This is a genomic window from Anaerolinea thermophila UNI-1 (assembly GCF_000199675.1).
In the GTDB taxonomy this organism is placed as follows: Bacteria; Chloroflexota; Anaerolineae; order Anaerolineales; family Anaerolineaceae; genus Anaerolinea; species Anaerolinea thermophila.
This window is the reverse complement of record NC_014960.1, coordinates 3,015,331-3,037,418: the sequence shown is the minus strand read 5'-3', so window position 1 is coordinate 3,037,418 and position 22,088 is coordinate 3,015,331. Positions and strand designations below refer to the sequence as shown.

Sequence of the window (22,088 nt, the reverse complement as noted above, 5' to 3'; positions counted from 1 at the left end):
TCCTCTGCTCTTTTGCCAAGAGAATCAACTCTCTGGAGGTGTGCAGTGCGAGCACGCTGGCTTGGTCTATTCCTGTGTCTGGGGTTGATGTTGGGTGTGGGAAATCTTCCCGCCCATGCGCAGATGTCCACCGTGCTGGTGCTGCGTTCTGCACCTTCATCGCGCTACCCGCAACAGGGAGGGGTATTAACGTACACTCTATGGGTGGAAAATCCTGCCTCGACCGGTGTTATTTTCCGTAATCCGTCTTTCCTTCTGCCGGAAGGGACCACCCTGATTGCCTGGGGTGGTTTTTTGAGTGGCAGTCCTCAATCCACGCTGGAAAATGGGCGCACGCGCCTGCTCTGGCAGATGACGCGCACAATTTCTGCCGGTACTTCTCTCAGTGCCAATTTGTGGGTGCAGGTGGATGCGGCCCATCGTGGAGGTATTTTCAGCGGCGAGTGGCGGGTGGAGGAACAAACCGCTTCCGGTTACCTGACGGTGGTGCAGGAAGAAGCCGCGCCTGTGCTTTTCGATGCCCCGGCGCCGCTCATGGAATGGCAGGTCAGCGCTGTGTATGCACCCGTGGAGACCGAACCGCCATCCTTGCCGCTTTTGCCCGGGGAGGATAGCCTTTGGGTACAGGTGACGTGCCTTTCTGCCGGGCAGTGCCTGGAGGTGAATCTGCTTCAGGGCGGACAGACCTTTTCGCTTACCCTACAGGGTGAAGGGAAATTTGAGGGCAACATCTCTCCCGTCAGCCTGCGTTCCCCTTATCACTGGGAGCACAACTGCGTCCAGGCAGAGATTCTGCTGGAGGGGGGACAACGGGCGCGCCGGGTGCTCTTCTGCCCGTACCGGCATCAGCCTGCTCTGCGGGTGATGGATACTGCGCATCAACCCCTGGCATCGGCGCAGGTGGAAGTGTACCGGCTTCCCGGATTTGCTCCCGGCGAAGGGATGGGGTGTCCTGTCTCGGGGTGGGAAAGCCTTCCGCCTGTGGATATGGACCTGCGTGCGATAGCAGAAATGGAAAATCCCCTGCTCAGCCCGGCGCGCGCCGAGCCGCCCTTTTTCAATCCGGGGTTTACCGTTCGGGATGGCACACTCTCTTTGCAGTTGGAGCGCGGGTGTTACTATATTCGTGTAGTTAAAAACGGCTGTAAGGAAGGATTTTCGCCCTTGTACGGCGCGCCGCCTGTCTGGCAGGACTTGCCCATCATCCTTTCCTGTACCCGACAGGTGTATCTGCCTTTTATTCAGCGCTAGGCGTGTCTTTGAGAGATTTCAGAAAGTCTTCCACTTGAGCAATGGTCATAGGCTGGGAGAGGAAATACCCCTGCCCGTATTCGCACGCCATTTGTTGCAGGAAGAGATATTGCTGTTGGGATTCGATGCCTTCTGCCACGGTTTTGATGCCCAGACTGCGCGCCATGTGTAAGATGGAGCGGGTGATTTCCAGACTTTGCTCGTCTTCCCCCAGTTTCTGCACAAATGCCTGGTCAATCTTAATCACATCCACCGGCAGGCGGTGAATGTAACTGAGCGAAGAGTACCCGGTGCCAAAATCGTCTACATGGATGTCCACCCCCATCTGGCGCAATTGATGAAAGACATGGCGGGCAATATCAACCGATTCGATCAGCGCGCTTTCGGTGATTTCCAGTTTCAGACAGGTGGGAGGCAGGCGATACCCTTCCAGCGTCTCGCGGATGTACTCCACAAAACCACTTTCGGTAATCTGGCGGCTGGACACGTTGATGCTGATGACCAGGGGGCGGATATGCTTCGTCTGGTAAAAAATCGGGGCAAATTGACGGCAGGCTTCGCGGAGCACCCACCTGCCCACTTCGCGTATCAAACTGGTTTCCTCGGCAATGGGGATGAAATCGGCGGGCAGAATTAAGCCGTGCTCGGGATGTTGCCAGCGCGCCAGCGCCTCGAAGCCGATTAACGCGCCGCTCTGCAATTCGAGGATGGGCTGATACACCAGATAAAGGTGATTTTGTTCAATGGCATGGCGTAAATCCATCTCCAGCGAGAGGCGGTTAATGGCGCGTTTGCGCATCGTAGCGTCGAAAATCACGTAACGGGCTTTGCCGGAGGATTTGGCGCGGTACATGGCAATATCGGCATCCTGCAGGACTTCCTCGCGAGTGTTGTACTGCTTCAGCCCGATGACAATGCCCATGCTCACAGTGGTGAACACTTTTCTGCCGGCAATCTCAAACGGCTCACTGAGGGCGTGCTGTACGCGGTCGGCTACCTGCAGCACATCCCGGCGGGAAGAGACGCTTTCCAGCAGAATGACAAACTCATCGCCGCCGAAGCGCGCCAGGGTATCGCTGGCACGCAGGCATTTTTGCAGACGGTGTCCCACTTGAATGAGCATTTCATCTCCAGCGGGGTGTCCCAGACTGTCATTGACGACTTTGAACTGGTCCAGGTCAAGGAAGAGGACCGCGCCAAAGGTGCCGCCGGCGCGACGACTGCGCTCAATGGCCATGCCCAGGCGATCCAGTAGTAGAGTACGGTTGGGCAAGCCAGTGAGAGTGTCGTACAAAGCCGCGCGGGTCAACTGTTCGATGGCTTGCTTGCGCTCGGTGATATCGGACATTGAACCGGCGATACGGTAGGCTTCGCCTTCTCGATTGCGCATGGCGAGCCCGCGCACCAGCACCCAGACGGTGCCGCCGTCTTTAAGCACCATGCGAATTTCACATTCTAACCGCGAGGTTGCGCCGCTCAAGAGCGAATTCAGGGCACTCTGGAAACTGTCCAGGTCTTCCGGCAGGATGCGGGCGTACCAGTCTTCCATGCGGTGACCGATTTCCCCTTCGGTAAAGCCCAGAATCTCTTTCCAGCGGGGAGAGTAGTACACCCGCCCTGACTTGATGTTCCAGTCCCAGATGCCATCGTTGGCTGCCAGGGTTGCCAGCATGAATCGTTCCTGGCTTTCGCGCAGGGCGTTGTACACCAGTTGCTGTTCGGTGATATCACGGGAGTTGAGGATAATGCCCTTAATTTGTTCATCCTGCAAACGGCTCTTGCTGAAGACCTCGAAGATGTGCCATGAGCCGTCCAGATGTTGCAGGCGCACCCGCAATGCCTGAATGGATTCTGGGTGTTCGACGGCCCATTGCAGGGTGTCTTTTGCCTGAGGGGCGTCTTCCGGATGAAGCCATTCCAGGAAATTGCGCTGGAAGACCTGGTCAGGCGGATAGCCCAGTGTCAGCCGCAAAGAGGGACTGGCAAAGCGGATGCGGTAGTCGGCATCCAGTACAAAGATGACTTCCAGCGAATTTTCCAGCAAGAGACGAAAGTAGGCTTCGTTCTGGCGTTGCTGGTTGAGGATTTCATGGCGACTCAGCAGGGTCTCGATTTGAGCTACCAGTTGCACGGTGGTAGTGGGGATTTCTATCCCGCGCAATCCCTGAGCAATCAGGATACCTTCAAGGATTTCGCTGTGGGGTTTTTCCAGCAATACGAGAATGGGGGCACGAATGGTTTCCTTAAGGCGGTGACTGATGAGGGCGATTGGGTCGGCGGGGGTTGCTTTCCACAGCACCAGTGCTGGCGAGACTTTTCGAGCGCTGTGCAGGGCTTCCTGTAGCGAGCGCACCGGATGCAACTCGTACAGTTGGGTTCGGCTCAACTGGCGTTGAATGGTTCCAGCGAGCGGACTGGCATCCTTGAGGTAAAGCAAATGGGTTGGCATGTGTGGCTCGAATGTCCCCGATGAATGAGCGCCTTGTTCTGTACTTCATTGTAGCAGGGATTATAAAAATTTACCCCTAACAGATACATTACAACTTATACAACAGTATAATAAGTTTTTTGACGGCACGAGGGGCTACATGAGATCTTCAAGTTTATTCACCATTGTGGATGTGGGTTACCGTTCTACCCATTACTGGGTCATCAGCGCGGGAAGATCGCGTTTCCTGGTGGATATTGGCTGGCCCGGCACGCTTGGAATGATGAAAACCAATCTCAAAAAGATGGGCATGGCCCTGAATGAGATTCGCTATGCCATGGCAACGCATTATCATATGGATCACGCCGGGCTTGCCGAGGAACTGAAGCGCGAAGGCGTGCCTTTGCTGGTGCTGGACGTGCAGGTGTCAGCCATCCCGTTGATGAAGATGTGGATGAAACCGCAGGACCATTACGTGGAGATTACTGATGAAGGCAATGTGGTGATCACGGCAGCGTAAAGCCGTGCACTTCTGGCAGAGATTGGCATTGCCGGGGAGATTCTCTACACGCCGGGACATACCGATCGCTGCGTCTCGCTTTTCCTGGACGATGGCTCGGTGTTTGAAGCATACTACGGTAAGTTACCCCCAGTGCTAAAGAGCGTCTCGCTTTTCCTGGACGATGGCTCGGTGTTTACCGGTGATCTCCCGCTGGAGCCGTATGCTTTCGATAATCCGACGGCGTTGGCAACCTGGAAAATGCTGCGCGAGCGCGGCGCCCGGCGCATGGACCGGTTTGGGATATTGACAGGTTGCCACCAGGGGGTATGTCAATCCCATAAGTGGGGCGGTGTGTTGGGGCAAGCCTCTGAAGAGAGCGGAATCTCGAAGCCACCTCATCAAAGACTCACCACCCCGCCAGACATGGGAAAGTGTTTCGCGCTCGCAACGACATAACCTCGTTCGTCGAGCCTGTCGAGGCGAATGCTTGCAGGGAGTGTGCGCAGGCTTCGGCATCCTCGACAGGCTTGGAGATCGGCTTAGCCCGCGGCTTCGATATGGGGATTGGTGGGCTTGCCGCTTTTTTTCTCAACCCTTCCTTGACAAATCCCCGGTTTGCGTTAAAATACAAGACAGGTAAGCCGAAGTGGCGGAATTGGCAGACGCGCTACGTTCAGGGCGTAGTGAGAGCACTCTCATGTGGGTTCAAATCCCACCTTCGGCACTCGACCCCGCAATTGCGGGGTTTTTTCATTCCCGTCACCATTACGGGTTATAATAAAGATATGCCTGAACGGAAACGCCGCGCCCGTTTTTTGTTGCCCCGCTTGAACCTGTCCTTTCTTCAGCGAAGGCCCCCGGATGGGAAACCTCGCCCCTGGATGGATTCGCGCCTGCGCCAGCAGATCATCCTTGTTGTGGTGCTTCTCTTGCTGGCGCTGGTCTTTGCTAGTCTGAATCAGCGCATCAGTCAGAACATCCGCCTGACCACTCAGCGCGATCAACTCAGCACGCAGGTCATGCAACTGACCGCCACCGTGCAGGCGCTGGAAACCCGTAAAGCCTATATCACCTCGGAAGCCGCGGTGGAAGAGTTCGCCCGCGATCGCCGCATGATTCGCGAGGGCGATGTGCTGGTTGTGCCGCTCACCCCGGTTGGTAAACCCACCCCCACCCCGCTGGGATTCCCCACCCCGCAACCGCCCCCGCAAAACTGGGAAGTGTGGTGGGCATTGTTTTTTGGGGATTAACTTCTTCTTGTCTGGAAAAAAGTGGATTTATTCCTGCGGGGTGCGGCGCACCACCAGCAGGGTGATGTCATCGCTGAGGGGTGCTCCCTGCCGGAATTCGGTTAAAGCACGATCTACCAGCGCCAGAATCCCGATGGCAGGTAAGTTCCCGGCACTGCGGAAGGCTGCGCGCAGACGTTCTTCCCCAAAATCCTCGCCACTGGGCGAAAGGGTATCGAAAGCGCCGTCGGTAAACATCAGCATGGCGTCGCCCGCTTCCAGTTCCAAAGTGTGGTTTTCCAGTTCCAGGTCAGGCAGGACGCCCAGCGCCATCCCCCCTTTGGCAGTTTCTTCTACTGTTTGGCTGGCTTGACGGTACACCAGTGGACGATTGTGCCCGGCATTGGCGTAAATGACCTGCCCGTTGCGAGTGTCCAGAATGGCGTACACGGCGGTGATGAACATGGACTCGGGCGACTCGCTGAACAACAGGGCGTTGACCTCTTTCAGCACTTTTGCCGGATCTTCCCGTTCGCTTTGATGGGAGCGAATCAGCGTGCGGGTCACCGTCATGTACAGCGCGGCGGGCAAGCCTTTGTCCGAAACGTCTGCCACTACCAGCCCAATGCGGTGCTCATCCAGCATGAAGCAATCGTAGAAATCCCCGCCTACGGTGCGTGCGGTCTCCCAGCGCACATCAATTTCCCAGCCTTCCGGCGAGGGCAGGTTGCTGGGCAGGAAGGTTTCCTGAATCTGGCGTGCCAGACGAATTTCCTGTTCCATGCGCTCGTTCTGCACCATTTCCCGTCGCAGGACTTCGTTTTGAATGGCAAGGCTGGTCTGGCGGGCAATGCCGTGAATGATTTCCAGCCGCCGCTCTCGCACCCGCAAAGAGGTGGTGTGCTCGCGTGCCAGCAATGCTCCCAGCACTTTGCCCCGTACCGTCAGCGGGAAGCCTAACAGCCAATCGCCTTGTGGCAGGTCGGCTATGGATGCGCCCGGCTCCAGCGGGTAAGCACGCAACAGTGCCCAGTCTTCAACATCAACCACTTCATCGGTTGGCAGTGGCACGACATGCACCATACCAGTTACCAGCAGGGCATCCAGCAGGCGATGTTCGCCATAGGGGTAGTGTTCACTGCGCAGGGAACGTTCCTGTGCCCGGTTTTCGCCGTGCACGGCGGCAGGACGGAAGGTTTGCCCTTCCGCATCCCAAAGGTAAATCAAACAAATATCAATGCCTACAAGGATGGGCAAAAGGTGAACCACCGAATCCAGCAGGTCTTCCAGAGAACTTGCCGAGACTATTGCCTGCGCTGCTTGCAAGAGGACTGCTGTGACATAGGCTTCTTCCTGACGGGCTTCCAGCAGGCGCAAATTTTCCACCGCAATGGAAGTTTGGTGAGCAATGCCCTGCAGAATTGCCAGTGACTTGGGATCGAAGGCGTGCTCTCCCATCTCTTTGCGCTGGGTTTGCAGGGTGACCAGATACGCGCCGATTAAATCCCCGCGGACCAGCAGAGGAAGCATAAGAAGCGCTCCATTGCCCTCGGGCAATCCTGCCTCGGGCAAGCCCAAATCGTTTGCCGGGTCGTTCAGGAACAGAGGGGCACGGCTCTCGTTCAACTGCATCAGTGCAGGTACGCTGGCAGGAAGGCGCACGGCGGCGCCTTCGGGAATCTCAAAGCCATGCCAGGCGCGCAGGGTAAAGTAGGACTCATCTTCTTCCTTAAACAGGAAGGCGCATTTGCGCACTCCCACCAGCAAGCGCGTTAACCTCAGCATGGTTTCTAGCAAATCATCCATGGAGAGGATGCTCTGGCTGACTTCAGCGACCTGCAAGAGCATGGTAGAGATCAGGGCTTCTTGCTGGGCTTCCAGATACAAACGCGAATTTTGAATGGCTACCGCGGCATACCCGGCAAATGTGGCTGTCATGCTGCGGGCTTCGCTTCCGTAGCGTCCAAAGGTGCTGTGAACCAGGACGAGTAATCCCAGGGGTTTGTTTCCCACCCTTAAGGGGGCAACGATGGACGAGTAATCTTCGGGCAGGTTAAGCGCATAACCCAGGGGGCCGTAAGGCTCACCCGGTGTGCGGATGTAGGGCTCTACCTGATCCAGCAGAGATTTCAGGCGATCCTGGACTTCGGGATGCTCGCGTAGCACCTGCTCGATGCGTGCCGGTTCGGCTCCATGCAGGGCTGCCAGTTTCAGCGGGTGGATCGAAGTGCCAATGGAGTCTTCCATTTCGTCTTCGATGAGGAAGATGGCAGAGGCGTCACAGGGCAGGTTTTGCTCCAGGCGGGTCAGGATGTTATCCAGTAATTCCGGCAGGTTCACCTCGCTGGAAATCTGGTAAGCGATATCACGAAAACTTTCTGCCACCTGCCGCCGCCACTTTTCCGAGCGGTACAGGGTAGCGTTGCGATAGGCAATAGCGATGCTGGCAGCAATGGCTTCAAACAGGTGTACGTGTTGCTCGCTAAAGGCGTTCTTTGCATCGCTTTGCAGATCCAGTACTGCCAGCACCTCATCCCCAAGGCGTACGGGAATGGCAAGTTCCGAGCCTGTGTTTTCCGGTGGCAGGGGCGAGGGCAAATACAGCGGTTCACGGGTTACGTCATTTGCCAGCAGGGTTTTACCGGTGCGCGCCACCCATGAGATGATGCCCTGTTCCGCATCCAGTGGATAGGCAAAGCCCTGTTCGCGCATCGAAGCACTGCGTTCTCCGCTCCCTGCCTGAAAAATCACCAGCCTTCTGCCAGGATGTACGGTAAAAATCGAGACATGCGGATAGCCGAAACGCCGCTGAATCAGTCTGACCACCTCATCCAGCAGTTGATCCAGTTCCAGGATGGAGTTCAGCGCGTGGCTGATCTCGAACACCGAGGAAATTTCCTGTACCCGCTGTTCCAGACCGGTGTACAGACGCGCCGCCTGCATGGCAATGGCGATGTTATCTGCCAGAGCATTCAGCACCAGGATATCCGTCTCGTTGAAGGCGTCGTACAGGTCGCTTTGCACATCCAGCACGCCTAAAAGTTCGTTTTCCACTTTAAGGGGAAAACAGGCTTCCGAAAGGGTTTCAGGGAGCAGGTCAATGGGGCGGTAATGCGGGCTGGCAAGTACGTCCGGCGCAATGATCTGCGTTTGCTTCTGTGCGCAGGTGCCAATCAACCCTTCGCCGGAATGGATGGTGTACCCCGGGGAAAATGGATGGGTGTCATAAAGGGAAGCATCAGCCCGAAAATGTAAAGTTTGCTGAGAAGGCTCAAAACTGAAGAGGGCTACATAGTAATAATTGAAGGTCTCACGAATCAGGTAGGTGACCCGCCGGCATAATTCATCCAGGTTAAGCACACTGGCAACCTGCGCACTCACCTGGCGCACCAGTTCCAACTGCTGAAGTCGCCAGGCTTTCAGGCGTTCCTGCCGGGAAATTTCTAGGGCTGCAGCGAGGTGCGCGGCAAAGTCTTCCATCCGGGCTTGCTCTTCTGCAGAAAACGGCTCACCCTGACTTCGTTCCACCTGTAACACCCCCAGCAGCGTGTGGTTGGCAATCAAGGGGAGCGCCGCGGCGCGGGCAGTGTTTACTCCGGCGGAATCGGTGGCATATGCATCCAGCCCGTAGAGGACAGTCCGTTCCAGATGGGCGCGTTGCACCAGGTCGGGAGCGGGAGCGTCGGGCAGGGTAGGAATTTCTTCTTTCTCTCCTGGCAACGGGTAAGCAGGGGAAGACAGCCACAACGTAGCGCGGGCGCCGAAGAACTCTGCCGCAGCGCGGTCAATGCGCTGATGCTGGGCTTGGATTTCCCCCAGTGCAATGATCTCTTCACTGAGGCTAGCAAAGGCTTTCCAGTGAGGAATCTTCACCATCATCTCACCCGTTGGAAAATTCATGGCTTTTTTGAGGCTTCCCGCGCGGGAGCATGACGGTATTTGACCAGTGTCAGGCGATTACCGGTGGGCGTAAATTCGAAATGTACTTCATCCATCCATTGCTGGATGATATACAACCCCCAGCCGTGTTCCCGTTGTTCTTCCAGTGGGGCGTTGGGGTCGGGCGGGGGGACGGTGCGGGGATCAAAAGGCTGACCGTAATCTTCCATTACTACGGTCAGCCCTTTCTCGTCGGCAGATACGGTCAGGAGAATCTCACCTTTGTCTTCTCCCTGATAGGCATGTTCGATAATATTCGAGCAGGCTTCATCCACTGCCATTTCAATGGTGTAGATGTTGAACTCACTGAAGCCTGCCCGCCGGGCTTCCCCGCGGACAAATTCTCCAATTTCCGCGAGACTGGCGTAACGCCCTGGAAACCGACGTTGAATCGGATGTGCAGACACAGACGGTTAGAGATTTCCTATCGCTGTGACTACATCGTCGTAGATCTTGAAGAGAGGGATGAAGCCTGCCAGGTCCAGCGCGGCGCGGATGTTTTCCGGAACGCTCACCAGCACCAGTTCACCGCGATTGTAGCGCTTGCACACTTTCTGGGTGTTGATCAGCGCCCGCAGTCCAGCGCTGGACATAAATTCCACCCCACTTAAATCCAGAGCGATTTTGTATCGCCCGCTCTCGGTAATTTTGTTCAGGGCTTCGCTCAGTTGCGGCGCGGTGTAACTGTCAATGCGCCCTCGGGCTTTGACCAGATCGCAGTGCTTGTACTGAGTATGCTCAATCTCCATGAAAACCTCCGTTCCATTGTGGACGTGATACTTTTCAATTATAAACCAAAAGACTCCCTGTTTTTTAACCCCGAACAGGGACGAAATGGCTCGTCCCTGTGGAAAAGATCAGAAATTCGGGCTATGCCTGGGTAGATGGGGGATGGATATCCGGGGCAGTGGTTTCTTCGGGCAAGGATGCCTTCCAGGGAATCACCAGAACAGCCAATCCTGCCAGCAGGAAGCCCATGCCGCCCAGCAATCCCGCCACGCTGGGACCCAGTACGGGGTTGGGGCTGCCGGTGCTCAGAAGCATACCCAGTCCGGCAATCCCGTTGATGGCGGCATGCCCGATGACGGCGGGCCAGACACTGCCGGCTTTGAGGGTTGCCCAGCCCAGGAAGCATCCCGCGCCAATGGTGAAAATGGTCATGGCAAGAATACCCAGCCAGGGGTATCCGGCGTACTGCATGCCATAGTTGTGTCCCTGAGCAATTACCGGCGCGTGCCAGATGCCCCAAATCACCCCCAGCAGTAACAGGGCACGACGTTTACCCAAAGGAAGCAGTTTCTGGAGCAGGTAAGCGCGCCATCCAAACTCTTCTCCGAAAGTAAAAATGCTGTTGATCAGCGGAGCGATGAGAATGGCTTGCACGGTTTGGAGCCAGAACAATGCCCAGGTAGAAAAGGGCAGTGTCACCCCCGATTTCTGTAATTGTTCCTGCACGATGGGCATGCTGGGGTCATAGTACTGAGGGAAGAGCAGGAAAAACACTGCGCTCCCGAAGAGCGTCAGTAAAGCTGGGGCTACCCAGGCAATCACCCAGTATAGCCAGCCTTTCTGAAAGCGCGGCGCAAGCCACAAATTGCTCCATCCCTCGCGGGTGACGATGCGGGTGAGTACATTCGCCAGCGCCGGAGCGCTCATGTAGCCCACTGCCAGCAAAAGGAAACTGAGCGTTTGCTGAACGGGAGTCAACGCCTGTCCGCCGGAGGGACGCACCACCAGCAGGTAGAGCAGTCCACCAAAAAACCAGGCAATGCCAAAGGCAAATGCCAGAAAGATGCTAATGCGTTTGCGGTCGATGGTTGCGTTCATTGCATTCTCCTCAAGCCATATTGTATCATTGTATCATTAGGATTACCAGAGATACAGAACAAAAAAGGGCTGTCCTGAAAAAGACAGCCCTGTACCCAATTTAACGGGCTTTTTACTCTCCGCCCAATGCCCGGATGGCTTCGCGCAGGCGCTCGGCGGTTTCGCGGAAGGTGGCTAACTTCTGGCGTTCTTTTTCCACCACCGGCGCGGGGGCTTTTTCGGCAAAGGAACTGCTTAGCAGTTTTTCCAGCCGTTCGATCTGGCTCTGGGCTTCGGCAAGTTCCTTTTCCAGGCGTTTGCGCTCTTCTTCAGCATCCACCAGCCCGGAAAGCGGCAGGTAAATTTCCACGCCCATCGCCACCTGAGAGACTGCCGGCGCGGGCTTTTCGGCGGTTTCGCCCAGCAGGGTGAATTGGCTGGCATCCACGCCTGCCAGATGGGCAATCACTTCGCGCTGGCTCTCCAGCAGGGTAAGGCGTTCTCCGCAGATGAGGATGGCGGGGATGCGCCGTCCGGGTTCGACCTTCTTCTCCGCCCGCAGGTTGCGGATGGCGCGGACGATTTCCTGCACCAGGGTAAATTCGTTCACCCGGGCTTCTTCCCAGTCTTCCGGCTGGCGCGGTTCGGGGAATTGCGCCACGATGAGGGCTTTTTCCCAGCCGCCTGCCGGGGTGTAGATGGGCTTCTCTTCGCAGGCGCGCTTCAGATAGCCCCACAATTCCTCGGTGACGAAGGGGGTGAAGGGGTGGAGCAGGCGCAGGCAGGCGTCCAGCACGCGGGTGAGGGTGTAGGCTGTCCAGTAGGCGCGGTCGCCGCCCTGCGCCAGTTGCTGTTTGGCAATTTCCAGATACCAGTCGGCGAACTCGCCCCAGGTAAATTCATAAATCTGCCGTCCGGCTTCGCCGTACTGGTAGGACTGGAACAGGCGCTCCACCTCGCGAATGAGGTTTTGCAGGCGCGCCCAAATCCACGAGTCGGCAAGCGTCCATTCGGCGGGTTTTTCGGCTTGCGTGGGGGCTTGATCCAGCGCGCTCAGCACAAAGCGCCCGATGTTCCACAATTTGTTGGCAAAGTTGCGGTTGGCTTCCACCTTCTTCAGACTAAGGTTGACGTCGTTGCCGGGGGTGGAGCCCACCAGCAGGGTGAAGCGCAGAGCGTCGGTGCCCATCTCGTTCATCACGATGAGCGGATCCACCACATTGCCCTTGCTCTTGCTCATCTTTTGCCCGTGTTCGTCGCGAATCAAGCCGTGCAGGTACACGGTGTGGAAGGGCACTTCGCCGGTAAATTCCAGCCCCATCATGATCATCCGCGCCACCCAGAAGAAGAGGATGTCGTAGCCGGTTTCCAGCACCGAAGTGGGGTAGAAGTAGCGCAGGTCGGGGGTGTTTTCGGGCCAGCCCAGTGTGGAGAAGGGCCATAGACCGGACGAGAACCAGGTATCCAGCACGTCAGGGTCCTGCTCGATGCGCAGGCTTCCGCAGTGGGCGCAACGGTCGGGGTCCTGACGGCTCACTGTCATCTGACTGCAGTCGGCACAGTACCACACGGGGATGCGGTGCCCCCACCACAATTGACGGCTGATGCACCAGTCTTGAATGTTTTCCAACCAGTTGTAGTACACCTTGGTAAAGCGTTCGGGAACGATTTTGATGCGTCCATCGCGCACGGCTTGCAGGGCGGCTTCTGCCAATGGCTGGATGCGCACGAACCACTGGGTGGAGACCATCGGCTCGACCGGTTCGCCGCCGCGCTGGGAGCGCGGCACGTTCATCAGATACGGCTCGGTTTTGATGGTCAAGCCCTGGGCTTGCATATCTGCCCAGATTTTCTTGCGGCACTCAAAGCGGTCCATGCCGGCGTACGGTCCGCCGTTCTGATTAATGCGCGCGGCTTCATCCATCACGCTGATAATGGGCAGTCCATGGCGTTGGCCGATGGCGTAGTCGTTGGGGTCGTGTCCGGGGGTAATCTTCAGTCCGCCGGTGCCGAAAGAGCGGTCCACGTAGGGGTCGGCAATCACCGGGATGTGGCGGTTGAGAATGGGCACCACCACCATCTTGCCGATGAAGCGCTGGTAGCGCTCATCTTCAGGATGCACCGCCACGGCGGTATCGCCCAGAATCGTCTCCGGGCGGGTGGTAGCGACGGGAATGTATTCTCCGTTCCCATCTGCCAGCATGTACTTGAAGTAGTACAGCGTGCCCTGTTCCTGGGTGTACTCCACTTCCAGGTCGGAGACAGCGGTGCGCAGTCCCGGCGACCAGTTAATCATGCGCGGCCCGCGGTAAATCAAGCCTTTTTCGTACAGGCGCACAAAGGCTTCGCGCACGGCGCGGGAGAGTCCCTCATCGAGGGTGAAGCGCTCACGGTCCCAGTCGCAGGATGCCCCCAGACGGCGAATCTGCCGGGTGATGATGCCCCCGTACTTGTTCTTCCACTCCCACGCGCGCTTGAGGAAGCCTTCCCGTCCCAGCATGTCGCGGGTCAAGCCCTCACTGGCAAGCATCTTCTCCACCTGCAACTGGGTGGCAATGCCGGCGTGGTCGGTGCCGGGCACCCACAGGGTGGGGACGCCCTTCATGCGGTGGTAGCGAATCATCAAATCTTCCATGGAGACGAACATGGCATGTCCCAGATGCAGTTCGCCAGTCACATTGGGCGGCGGAATGGAGATGACGAAGGGCTTTTTAGAGGGGTCAAAATTGGGTTTGTGGGGGTCGTTCGAGGGTTTAAAGAATCCTTCTTTTTCCCACCAAGCGTAGATGCGCTCTTCGGTGGCTTTGAAGTCGTACGTTTTCGGCAGGCTCGATTCTGGCATAGCAATCACCCTTTCCTGTAGAGTTGTGGGCTGGATTTGCCCAGGACTGTAAAAACAAAAACCTTTCGTCTTGGTTGAGGACGAAAGGCATCTTCCGCGGTACCACCTCGCTTCGTTCCGCTTGGAGCGGAACGCACTTCCCGGACCGACATCCGGTTGGGCTGTAACGGGCTTTCCCGCGCCGGTCTACTCCTCACCGTGCGGGTGAGTTTCTTCGGCGTTCTTGCCGGACGACTTCAGTTCGTGCCATCTGCGGAGGCTCACACCCTGCCCTCCTTCTCTGTCAGACGTCCTCGAACCTACTCCTTCCGGCGGCTCGGTGATTCAATTGTGTTTTGATTATATCCGGGTTGGGAGGGAAAGAAAAGGGGGATTCTGACTTAAAAATTTTCTAAAAATTCGTTCCAGTACCTTGACCGGTACAGGGCACTTGACTATAATATAAGCGCATTCCTCGTTAGCTCAATCGGCAGAGCGGGCGGCTGTTAACCGCTAGGTTCGAGGTTCGAGTCCTCGACGAGGAGCCTTTTTATTTAACTCCTCCAAAAAGGTTCTGCGGTCCCCATTGAGGGGATGCTATTCGAGTCCTCGACGAGGAGCCTTTTTATTTAACTCCTCCAAAAAGGTTCTGCGGTCCCCATTGAGGGGATGCTATTCGAGTCCTCGACGAGGAGTCTTTTTATAACTCCTCCAAAAAGGTTCTGCGGTCCCCATCGAGGGGATGCTATTCGAGTCCTCGACGAGGAGCCTTTTTATTTAACTCCTCCAAAAAGGTTCTGCGGTCCCCATTGAGGGGATGCTATTCGAGTCCTCGACGAGGAGCCTTTTTATTTAACTCCTCCAAAAAGGTTCTGCGGTCCCCATTGAGGGGATGCTATTCGAGTCCTCGACGAGAGGACTTTTTATTTTATCCTGCTCCAAAAGCCATTTGATTGAGGTTGTGATGTGCTTGGCGCTGATAGGGTTGTTTCCCGGCGGGGACATGAAGGGGCTGGTGGCGCTGGCGCTTTTTGACTCGCGCCTGTACCTGCTGGCGTGGCTGGGGGCGGGGGTGGTGTATCTGCTCTGGCGGATCTTGCGCCGTGAACGGCGGATGCCTGGGTATGTGGGGTTTGTGGTGGGAGCGGTGGGGTGGTGGATGTGGGCTTAGTGCGCTTGCTCGTTGAGCCTGTCGAACCGCTAACGCTTTTCTAACCAGCGCTGAAGCGAGGCAACGCCTTTGCCGGATGGAACGCCCAGCAGAAGATGCTCAATGCTCTGGAGCGGCGGGTTGGGCGGTGACCTTGCGATTAAAACCTCATTGGAAATGCGAACGACTCACTCAAAGATACCAAGAATATCCCAGCGATCTTTCCTTTGTTCAAGCCTACGGTCATCAATCGAGTGATGTGTCGAATCTGGATTCCTAGCGCGTATTCCACCATGTTTGCTTAGATATGCTTGGTGTGCCTTGTAGATATCATCCTTTATCCACCATTCTGGCACGATCCAGTAGCGTGGAGATGTATTAGTATCGCCCAAGTCAACAAACACCCAGAATTTGTTTTCATCGTCTTTGGGGGACATCGGCTGGCTACCGACAATACTTTATTGCCATGTCTTCCAGCCACGCTTAGTCTTGACCTGAATGTAAACCGTGCGACTTTCATCGCTGTTGCACGCAATGACATCAATCTTGGGCATATTGCCAGCAAAAGGCACGGCAAACGCCCCGCGCTTGTTCAATTCGGCAACAACAAAATACTCACCAGCACGACTGACTTGTTGATTACTTGCTCCGCGTGACTTTACCGACATAGGAAATCTCCGTACTGCCTATAGCCGCCCAACGGCAAGGCTTAGCGGCAGGGCGGACGAGCAAGACTCAATTGCCAACCAGAGCCGCTGCCAGCCAAACCCCTGCATACCACCAGGGCGAAGCCCTGTCCGATACAGCCATTGTTGGGTTGCTTTTTTGATGTCACTCTCTATACTCGACAATTACATAATCCCTGCCCACCCAGTCTAAGGGTAGCTCATATTCGTCAACGACAGTTCCATTTTGCGTTAGAACTATCACTTGGTGATTAGTTCCTAGTACAAAATACTTGCCAAATGGGGTTATAAGCGCTTTGGATGGTCTGCCTAGCAATCTATCTAAAGGGATTAGTGGTTTTAGAAATTTCATCTCTATTAGTGATGCAATATCACCTCCTCCTTCTGAGTAGAGTTTGCTTGAATACAAAAAGCCTTTATACTGAGAATAACCGTTCATGCTTACACAGTTGATGTCATAGTTAAAACCCTTATCGTTCATAGTTTGAGTGTCAAACATTCCCAATGCTGTTTTTAGACTTTCACCATCGTCTGTGTAATAGTAAGTATAGTACAGAGTCCGTAAATCAGGGCTAACACTGGCGATTGTCAAATTGTATTTTTGTTTTTCTATTAAGGCTTCTCCAGGAAATAATTCTTTAAATTCAGGTACTGGTAAGTGTTTTTCCACAACTGCGCCTGTCTTTGGGTTGACAATAAATATTTGCGCTGAAATGGTATCCCCACTTTTTATTGGAATATTATTAAGCGCAACGACTTCACTTTCGTTTCTGTGAACCAATTGTCGGATATAGTTAGAATCTTGCAAATTTAATTGGATTTTTTGTGGAAGCAAATTGTCGTTTACAACTAACAGCGTTCCACGGCTGCTGGCAAGTATTAGGTTTTTATTTAATGGTAGGGTTAATATGCCCAAATCGATATCTGTACCCAGATCGAAATAGGTGGTTTCAAGAGTTTGGGTGTTAAGTTTGAGCATGAGAGTATTTGCTTCCCAAAACGAAACAAAGATATTGCTGTTCTCGATGTAATATGTGGGTCCTATATGCAAAGATGCAAGGTTCTCTAAATGCTTATTCTCTATGTCAAGGCTTGGTAAGCAGTTATTTGTTTCCACGCAAAGGAATTCAAGTTGCCTTTGTCCATTATTCTCTCTGATGGTAGCGAGCATAATTGATGGACGAGATGAATTACTGCTAGAATTTATAGTCTTAAGAACCAACAGTCCAACAATACCGATTAGCAAGATTATGCCAGTAATGCCAAGTAATTTGATGCGCTTACTGAATATCATTTTTTCCTCTCAAAATGCTTGAATCAAATTGCTTGAATTTCCTTCTCGATAGATTACAGGGCTTCGCTTTGCTGCTCAGATAAGCTCAAAACGAAGCCCTATACCTCGATTTAGAAGTTATCCACCCGGTATCTCTAAAATGTGCATGTAGCGAGTTAGAGATGAATTCCAACTATAGATTTTTCTATCGCTAGTATGACCACTGTAGCGATGCGGACTTACAGCACCCACCATCACTACATGGCTGTAATTTCCAGTAAATGCAATATCCCCAACCTGTAGGGATGTTAAATTGGAATACCATACCCCTACTTCTTTTGTGTAAAGCAAGTAGTCCCTCAAACCGTATGTGTTAATCCAAGCATAAGTATATGGTTTCCAAGTATTATCCGTTTGGTATCCTCCCGCTTTAATTGCCTGTGAAACATAATTGACACAGTCAACACATGGTTCCTGTGCAATATAGTAAGGGTTATATTTTGTTTTGTCTTGAGGAACGCTTGTGTTGGGGCAATACTTGCCGTTAGGATTAGATGTGTATGTGTTTATATAACTTCTGGCATTTTGGCGGTTGTAGGTTTCCGTTGCAAGATACTCCCTATCCTCTCTGTAAGACCTAGAGTAATCATCCAACAACCATTTACCAATTTCCTCGATGGTTGTATTGTAAATGATGTAATCCGGCATCCTTGTTAAGTCTGGTTTGCTTCTCGTAAATTCATTATCACTCCACGCTACATTGTCATTTCCTTCAATGTTATCATTGCTCTTGTCCGTAAAAGAGTCGCTAATAAATTGAAATTGCCCTTTATCTCCTGCCTTAATGACTATGTCATGATGTACGATAAACGCAATTTCTACACCATCTCGAATCGATTCATTCACGCCTTCAGACATATTTTCTATGAAGTTCTCCAGCGCGTTTTTTACTCTTGTGTCATCTGTTTCGGAGATTGCCCAATAGGCTGCTTGAATAAGAGGATACTCCTTTGAAGAGGAAATTTTGGGTGTGCCTAGCAGAGTTACTTTTTCGGTTATATGAACGTGTATAGTGTCACCGTCTCGTTTCTCAGTAGTCTTTTCGTCAACAAGGAACTCGGATTTTATTTGCAGTAGATTGATGTGTAATCCGACATTGAAAAATTCATCATAGTATGCTCGCCTTTCTTGAATTAGTTTTTCCATTTCCACTGTGTAGTACGCTGGGCGAAAAATTTGACCATTAGATAGGTACATGCTGTAATCTGATAGGAGTATCTTGACATCTTGTGATATTGTTTGTTCATTAACCGAGGATGCGCTCGCGGTAGATAAAGGCACTGCGCCAATTGTACCTATTACAACTGTGGTAATTACGACAGCCGCAACGTAAATCCGTTTCCAAAAACTTGATTTTGATGTTGACATTTTGGCTCTCCTTTCAATTTCTGACGATTTGATTGGTGGTACACGATGAAAGATATGATACGGGGTTACGGCTTGTTGTGTTATAGTTTCCTTTCTCTTGCTCATTAGAGTAAGCAAGAATGAGCAACCCAACGGCCTGCGCTTCACCTGCGCCGCGAAGCGCAGCGAGGCGAAGCCTGTCGGGTGCATGCGCTGGTTATGCCGCTCACGCCTTGAAATTTTCCTGCCATTACAACCAGAACGGCAAATCTCCTTCTAAGTCTTTTGGTTTGATGCCAAGTAGTGACAATTCTGCAATCTTATCGCTGTAATGAATCGTCACTGGCAAACGCGGCTCTCTAACCGAACCATAATGCAGGAGTGTCAGCGATAGCACCGAATGGATAGCATTTTCGATTCGGAAAGATGGCTCTGTCCTGATTTGAAGCGGACGTGGCGTGCTACCTTTGAAAGGAGGCAGTGAAGAAACTAAAAACGCTTCTGTATTGCTTTGCGTCCGTGTTGGCATAGACAATTACCAAACCACACACGAGCGATAAAAAAATCGCCGTAATAAAAGATTTTGAGCATTTTGAAGGAAACCTGCTCATTCTGCTATCTCCTTCAAAATTTTTACAGCCGAGGCAATTCTGCGTTCAATTTCAGGATTACTCGGGAGAGTCTCAAAGAGCACCAGATCATCCGTAGAATTCAGGACAAAGGCACCATCTCTCTTCTCGTACAGGCTGAAGTGTGCCAGCACCCCCGAATCTACCAGAATCCCATACTGAATCAACGTGCCTTCAAATCCGGGAATCTGACTTATTTGTTCGGCTGTATTTTTCCCATAAGAGGCAACAAAGAGCGTTTTTCCCATCTCTCGCTCTTCCATCCACCCCCAAGTTTCCTTGTTAGAAGCGTATAATTCTTGAAGAAGCGCTGGAGCCTCATTCTGGTTAAAACGATATGGCTGGAAAGGCTGAGTCAGAGGCTCATCCTTGAATTCCACAAGCCCGGCTTTTGAAAGGTTGCCACAAATTTCCTCCGCACAAGCAATCTCCTGCAAAAGATTCCCCTGCAGGTCAGCACTGGTTTGCAAAATTTTCTCTACCACACCAACCTTATTGACGTACAACCACTCTTCCAGAACATGATAACCGTCCTTAGGATGGAGTGGATGCGGAGGATCGGGCGGTACCTGATAACCAACGTACACCCGATGCACCCAACCGGGGCCATGAAACGAGGGGATAGCCTCAATCCGTTCAAGGGCTTTTGCTAATTCTTGCCTGTCAACTGTTGGAGATTCTCGGGTCCAATCTACGGACAGATCTACATCGTCGGGGATAATATGTTCAACTAACGTGTATTGGACAAAATCCCGCGCCTGGTCTTTTTCAAGCGCAGAGGCGCGAACAATTTCCTGTTGAACAAGAAATACCAGAACTCCAAACAGAAGCAATGTTCCTATCCAGAAGTACCGTTTGTCGGACATACAGAATCCTTTCACAATATTCAGGGATAAACTTTGAAATCTTTAATGCGGTAATGTTTGGTAATAAACACTTTTGCCTATATTATAAAAAAAAAAATAATAGTTGTCAACATTTAAAAACTCTGATAGTGCAACACTATGGAGCCATTGCCGGGGCGCATTTTCAGTTTGCAATAATGTGAAAAACCTTAACAATTTCTTCACCCGCATTCGAATACTCTTTACCGGGTTATGGATATAATGGTGACAGAGACGGTCAAGAAAGGCAGGCACACATGCACGAACGCAAACTGGTTTCTCAAGCCAAAAAACACATCGCTCTGATTGCTCACGATGGCATGAAACAGGAACTGCTGGAATGGGTGGATTTCAACAAAGGCACACTCGCCCGCCATTTCCTGTATGCCACGGCTTCGACGGGAAAGTTAATCATGGAAAACACCGGCTTGCCCGTCAGCGTACTGGCAAGCGGGCCACTGGGCGGCGATTTGCAAATCGGCTCGGGAATCGTGGAAGGCAAGATTGACTTCCTGATCTTCTTCTGGGATCCGCTGGAGCCGCAACCCCACGACCCCGACGTGAAGGCGTTGTTGCGTGTGGCGGTGCTGTACAACATCCCCACCGCATCCAACCGCGCCACTGCCGATTACCTGATTTCTTCTCCGCTCATGGAAAGCCCCTACACGCGCATTCTGCCCGATTTCTCCCACAAGATTCACCGCGAAGTTTGAGAGAATCCGCCATGCTCATCCTGCGGATGTTTCTGGTTGGGTGGATTGTACTGGCGGGCGCCATCCTGCTGAATCTGCTGGCGGGTGCGCTCCATCTCGCCACGTGGTACACCTTCCTGCAAAGCGTCTCGGCGCAGGGGCTGACATCAGCCCTGCGCGCCTTGCGCTGGCAGGATGCAGTCTTCCTGTTCCTTGTCTATCCCCTGGGGCTGGGCGGGCTGGCGTGGGCAGGGGGTTGGCTGGCAAGGCAAATGGCGGGGTAGGAAAAGGCTGTATACAATTTCTGGAAAAGCGGTAAAAGAGTTGGAATAAAATAAACACAATAATGTTTACCACATTATATGGTTAGAGGCATAGAATTGAGAATCGGAATTAATGGTGACCAATAAATCAAATATAATGGGAGGTAAAAGATGAATCTTTCTGAATTTCAAATCAACTTGCCTTTTCCATTGTATTGTTATAATGGTGCTCAAGAGAATTTCACCCAAGAACTTGTGTGCTTCTTATGCATCGGTAGATAGTTATGTAGGTAAGGTAAAATATAAGTATGGCAGACTATAAATCCATCCAGTTAACAAATTTTGAAGTAGACAAAAAAGTTTTGGATATTGTTAATAACTGCTTATCACAACAACCTGATCCACGCCCATTTGTTGAAATAAATTCAATAGGATATGTGTTTTATTTCCACACATTAGATATCAAATTATTACAAAGAAACATTGAAATGCTCACCGCCCATGACTTGTTTTCTGCTAATAATCCTAGCTCTTCACGTAAAGCGGGAGAATTACTGCAAAAAATATATGAGGAGGTTAGCAAAATTGGAAGTTATGGTATCAGATCAGGAAAACGTCAATATGTTAATTTTGATATTGAAAGAAAAGTCCGTAACCGAAAAGCCAAAGAACAAAATAGGTCTCAGTATTACTATGCGCAGGACAATAACTTTTCAAAAATCAGCAATCAACTGCCACCTGAAATGACCAATCAAATTTTTTGTGGGGATAGTTTGGAAGTTCTGAAGAAGATACCTGACAACTCAATAGATCTAATTTTTACATCTCCACCATATAATTTTGGGCTTGAATATGAGAGGCAAGACGATGCGCATAAATGGGATCTATACTTTGAAAAATTATTTGCTATTTTCGATGAATGCATACGGGTTTTAAAATTTGGTGGGCGAATAGCAGTTAATATACAGCCTCTGTTTTCTGATTATATTCCATCGCATCATTTGATAAGCAACTTCTTTATAAGTAGACGTATGATATGGAAAGGCGAAATTCTGTGGGAAAAAAATAACTACAATTTGCTCTGTTGCAATCATGGTTGAAATGTGGTAAACATACGGTATGACCACA

The 22,088-nt window shown here is 52.4% G+C and carries 19 protein-coding genes and 2 tRNA genes; 10 read left to right on the top strand and 11 right to left on the bottom strand.

The features are described 5' to 3' along the window. The first annotated feature begins 45 nt into the window (after positions 1-45). Positions 46-1,251 (top strand): hypothetical protein, encoded by a 1,206-nt coding sequence (locus tag ANT_RS13705; RefSeq protein WP_013561124.1) that lies wholly within the window; start codon positions 46-48, stop codon positions 1,249-1,251. Here the strand turns inward: ANT_RS13705 and ANT_RS13700 are convergent. Next, entirely contained in the window at positions 1,238-3,700 is a 2,463-nt protein-coding gene (locus ANT_RS13700; RefSeq protein ID WP_013561123.1) for a putative bifunctional diguanylate cyclase/phosphodiesterase, read from the bottom strand. The genes ANT_RS13705 and ANT_RS13700 overlap by 14 nt on opposite strands. A 139-nt stretch (positions 3,701-3,839) precedes the next feature. Here ANT_RS13700 and ANT_RS17740 point away from each other — a divergent pair, with 139 nt between their 5' ends. The 4 genes from ANT_RS17740 (at position 3,840) to ANT_RS16860 (ending at position 5,431) form a co-directional block, all read left to right on the top strand. Continuing rightward, positions 3,840-4,199: an MBL fold metallo-hydrolase gene (locus ANT_RS17740; RefSeq protein ID WP_013561122.1), complete on the top strand. Its 360-nt coding sequence runs from the start codon at positions 3,840-3,842 to the stop codon at positions 4,197-4,199. Between the two features lie 99 nt (positions 4,200-4,298). After that, positions 4,299-4,637, top strand: coding sequence for a hypothetical protein (locus ANT_RS17735; RefSeq protein WP_013561121.1), 339 nt, complete (start codon positions 4,299-4,301; stop codon positions 4,635-4,637). A 184-nt stretch (positions 4,638-4,821) separates the two neighbouring features. Next, positions 4,822-4,905, top strand: a tRNA-Leu gene (locus ANT_RS13690). A 61-nt stretch (positions 4,906-4,966) separates the two neighbouring features. Further along, positions 4,967-5,431, top strand: coding sequence for a septum formation initiator family protein (locus ANT_RS16860; protein WP_013561120.1), 465 nt, complete (start codon positions 4,967-4,969; stop codon positions 5,429-5,431). Between the two features lie 27 nt (positions 5,432-5,458). On the opposite strand, the gene ANT_RS13680 is transcribed toward ANT_RS16860, so the two are convergent. From ANT_RS13680 to ANT_RS13660, 5 genes are all read right to left on the bottom strand, one after another. After that, entirely contained in the window at positions 5,459-9,310 is a 3,852-nt protein-coding gene (locus tag ANT_RS13680; protein ID WP_013561119.1) for a GAF domain-containing protein, read from the bottom strand. After that, on the bottom strand, positions 9,307-9,756 hold the full coding sequence (locus ANT_RS13675) for an ATP-binding protein (protein ID WP_013561118.1): 450 nt from the start codon (positions 9,754-9,756) through the stop codon (positions 9,307-9,309). The genes ANT_RS13680 and ANT_RS13675 overlap by 4 nt, the downstream gene beginning before the upstream one ends. Positions 9,757-9,762: 6 nt before the next feature. Then, complete coding sequence (locus tag ANT_RS13670) at positions 9,763-10,098, bottom strand: STAS domain-containing protein (RefSeq protein ID WP_013561117.1); 336 nt, start codon at positions 10,096-10,098, stop codon at positions 9,763-9,765. A 121-nt stretch (positions 10,099-10,219) separates the two neighbouring features. Continuing rightward, positions 10,220-11,176 (bottom strand): CPBP family intramembrane glutamic endopeptidase, encoded by a 957-nt coding sequence (locus tag ANT_RS13665; protein ID WP_013561116.1) that lies wholly within the window; start codon positions 11,174-11,176, stop codon positions 10,220-10,222. 112 nt (positions 11,177-11,288) lie between these two features. After that, positions 11,289-13,997 carry a valine--tRNA ligase gene (locus tag ANT_RS13660; protein ID WP_013561115.1) on the bottom strand — a complete coding sequence of 903 codons (2,709 nt, stop codon included), beginning with the start codon at positions 13,995-13,997 and terminating at the stop codon, positions 11,289-11,291. 451 nt (positions 13,998-14,448) lie between these two features. Between ANT_RS13660 and ANT_RS13655 the strand changes: the two genes are divergently transcribed. Both ANT_RS13655 and ANT_RS13650 read left to right on the top strand, forming a co-directional pair. Beyond that, positions 14,449-14,521, top strand: a tRNA-Asn gene (locus ANT_RS13655). Between the two features lie 419 nt (positions 14,522-14,940). Beyond that, positions 14,941-15,147, top strand: a complete 207-nt coding sequence (locus ANT_RS13650; protein ID WP_013561114.1) for a hypothetical protein — start codon at positions 14,941-14,943, stop codon at positions 15,145-15,147. A 437-nt stretch (positions 15,148-15,584) separates the two neighbouring features. Here ANT_RS13650 and ANT_RS16645 read toward each other — a convergent pair whose 3' ends face one another. From ANT_RS16645 to ANT_RS13630, 5 genes are all read right to left on the bottom strand, one after another. Further along, positions 15,585-15,794: a hypothetical protein gene (locus tag ANT_RS16645; RefSeq protein WP_013561113.1), complete on the bottom strand. Its 210-nt coding sequence runs from the start codon at positions 15,792-15,794 to the stop codon at positions 15,585-15,587. A gap of 163 nt (positions 15,795-15,957) precedes the next feature. Next, positions 15,958-17,106 carry a hypothetical protein gene (locus ANT_RS13640; protein WP_013561112.1) on the bottom strand — a complete coding sequence of 383 codons (1,149 nt, stop codon included), beginning with the start codon at positions 17,104-17,106 and terminating at the stop codon, positions 15,958-15,960. A 117-nt stretch (positions 17,107-17,223) separates the two neighbouring features. Beyond that, positions 17,224-18,513, bottom strand: coding sequence for an amidase domain-containing protein (locus ANT_RS13635; protein WP_041455056.1), 1,290 nt, complete (start codon positions 18,511-18,513; stop codon positions 17,224-17,226). A 229-nt stretch (positions 18,514-18,742) separates the two neighbouring features. Then, complete coding sequence (locus ANT_RS17480; RefSeq protein WP_155818163.1) at positions 18,743-19,021, bottom strand: hypothetical protein; 279 nt, start codon at positions 19,019-19,021, stop codon at positions 18,743-18,745. A gap of 78 nt (positions 19,022-19,099) precedes the next feature. After that, on the bottom strand, positions 19,100-19,987 hold the full coding sequence (locus ANT_RS13630; RefSeq protein ID WP_013558917.1) for a hypothetical protein: 888 nt from the start codon (positions 19,985-19,987) through the stop codon (positions 19,100-19,102). Between the two features lie 275 nt (positions 19,988-20,262). Between ANT_RS13630 and ANT_RS13625 the strand changes: the two genes are divergently transcribed. From ANT_RS13625 to ANT_RS13615, 3 genes are all read left to right on the top strand, one after another. Next, a complete protein-coding gene (locus ANT_RS13625) occupies positions 20,263-20,718 on the top strand; it encodes a methylglyoxal synthase (RefSeq protein WP_013558916.1) in 456 nt (151 codons plus the stop codon). 11 nt (positions 20,719-20,729) lie between these two features. Beyond that, a complete protein-coding gene (locus ANT_RS13620; protein WP_013558915.1) occupies positions 20,730-20,981 on the top strand; it encodes a DUF7672 family protein in 252 nt (83 codons plus the stop codon). 287 nt (positions 20,982-21,268) lie between these two features. Continuing rightward, entirely contained in the window at positions 21,269-22,060 is a 792-nt protein-coding gene (locus ANT_RS13615; protein ID WP_013561110.1) for a DNA-methyltransferase, read from the top strand. Positions 22,061-22,088 lie beyond the last annotated feature (28 nt).

Coding starts and splice junctions, on each gene's coding strand:
- ANT_RS13700 (WP_013561123.1), bottom strand. CDS start 3,700: ATGCCAACCCATTTGCTTTACCTCAAGGATGCCAGTCCGCTCGCTGGA.
- ANT_RS17740 (WP_013561122.1), top strand. CDS start 3,840: ATGAGATCTTCAAGTTTATTCACCATTGTGGATGTGGGTTACCGTTCT.
- ANT_RS16860 (WP_013561120.1), top strand. CDS start 4,967: ATGCCTGAACGGAAACGCCGCGCCCGTTTTTTGTTGCCCCGCTTGAAC.
- ANT_RS13680 (WP_013561119.1), bottom strand. CDS start 9,310: ATGAATTTTCCAACGGGTGAGATGATGGTGAAGATTCCTCACTGGAAA.
- ANT_RS13670 (WP_013561117.1), bottom strand. CDS start 10,098: ATGGAGATTGAGCATACTCAGTACAAGCACTGCGATCTGGTCAAAGCC.
- ANT_RS13665 (WP_013561116.1), bottom strand. CDS start 11,176: ATGAACGCAACCATCGACCGCAAACGCATTAGCATCTTTCTGGCATTT.
- ANT_RS13660 (WP_013561115.1), bottom strand. CDS start 13,997: ATGCCAGAATCGAGCCTGCCGAAAACGTACGACTTCAAAGCCACCGAA.
- ANT_RS13650 (WP_013561114.1), top strand. CDS start 14,941: ATGTGCTTGGCGCTGATAGGGTTGTTTCCCGGCGGGGACATGAAGGGG.
- ANT_RS16645 (WP_013561113.1), bottom strand. CDS start 15,794: ATGTCGGTAAAGTCACGCGGAGCAAGTAATCAACAAGTCAGTCGTGCT.
- ANT_RS13640 (WP_013561112.1), bottom strand. CDS start 17,106: ATGATATTCAGTAAGCGCATCAAATTACTTGGCATTACTGGCATAATC.
- ANT_RS13635 (WP_041455056.1), bottom strand. CDS start 18,513: ATGTCAACATCAAAATCAAGTTTTTGGAAACGGATTTACGTTGCGGCT.
- ANT_RS17480 (WP_155818163.1), bottom strand. CDS start 19,021: ATGCCAACACGGACGCAAAGCAATACAGAAGCGTTTTTAGTTTCTTCA.
- ANT_RS13630 (WP_013558917.1), bottom strand. CDS start 19,987: ATGTCCGACAAACGGTACTTCTGGATAGGAACATTGCTTCTGTTTGGA.
- ANT_RS13625 (WP_013558916.1), top strand. CDS start 20,263: ATGCACGAACGCAAACTGGTTTCTCAAGCCAAAAAACACATCGCTCTG.
- ANT_RS13620 (WP_013558915.1), top strand. CDS start 20,730: ATGCTCATCCTGCGGATGTTTCTGGTTGGGTGGATTGTACTGGCGGGC.
- ANT_RS13615 (WP_013561110.1), top strand. CDS start 21,269: ATGGCAGACTATAAATCCATCCAGTTAACAAATTTTGAAGTAGACAAA.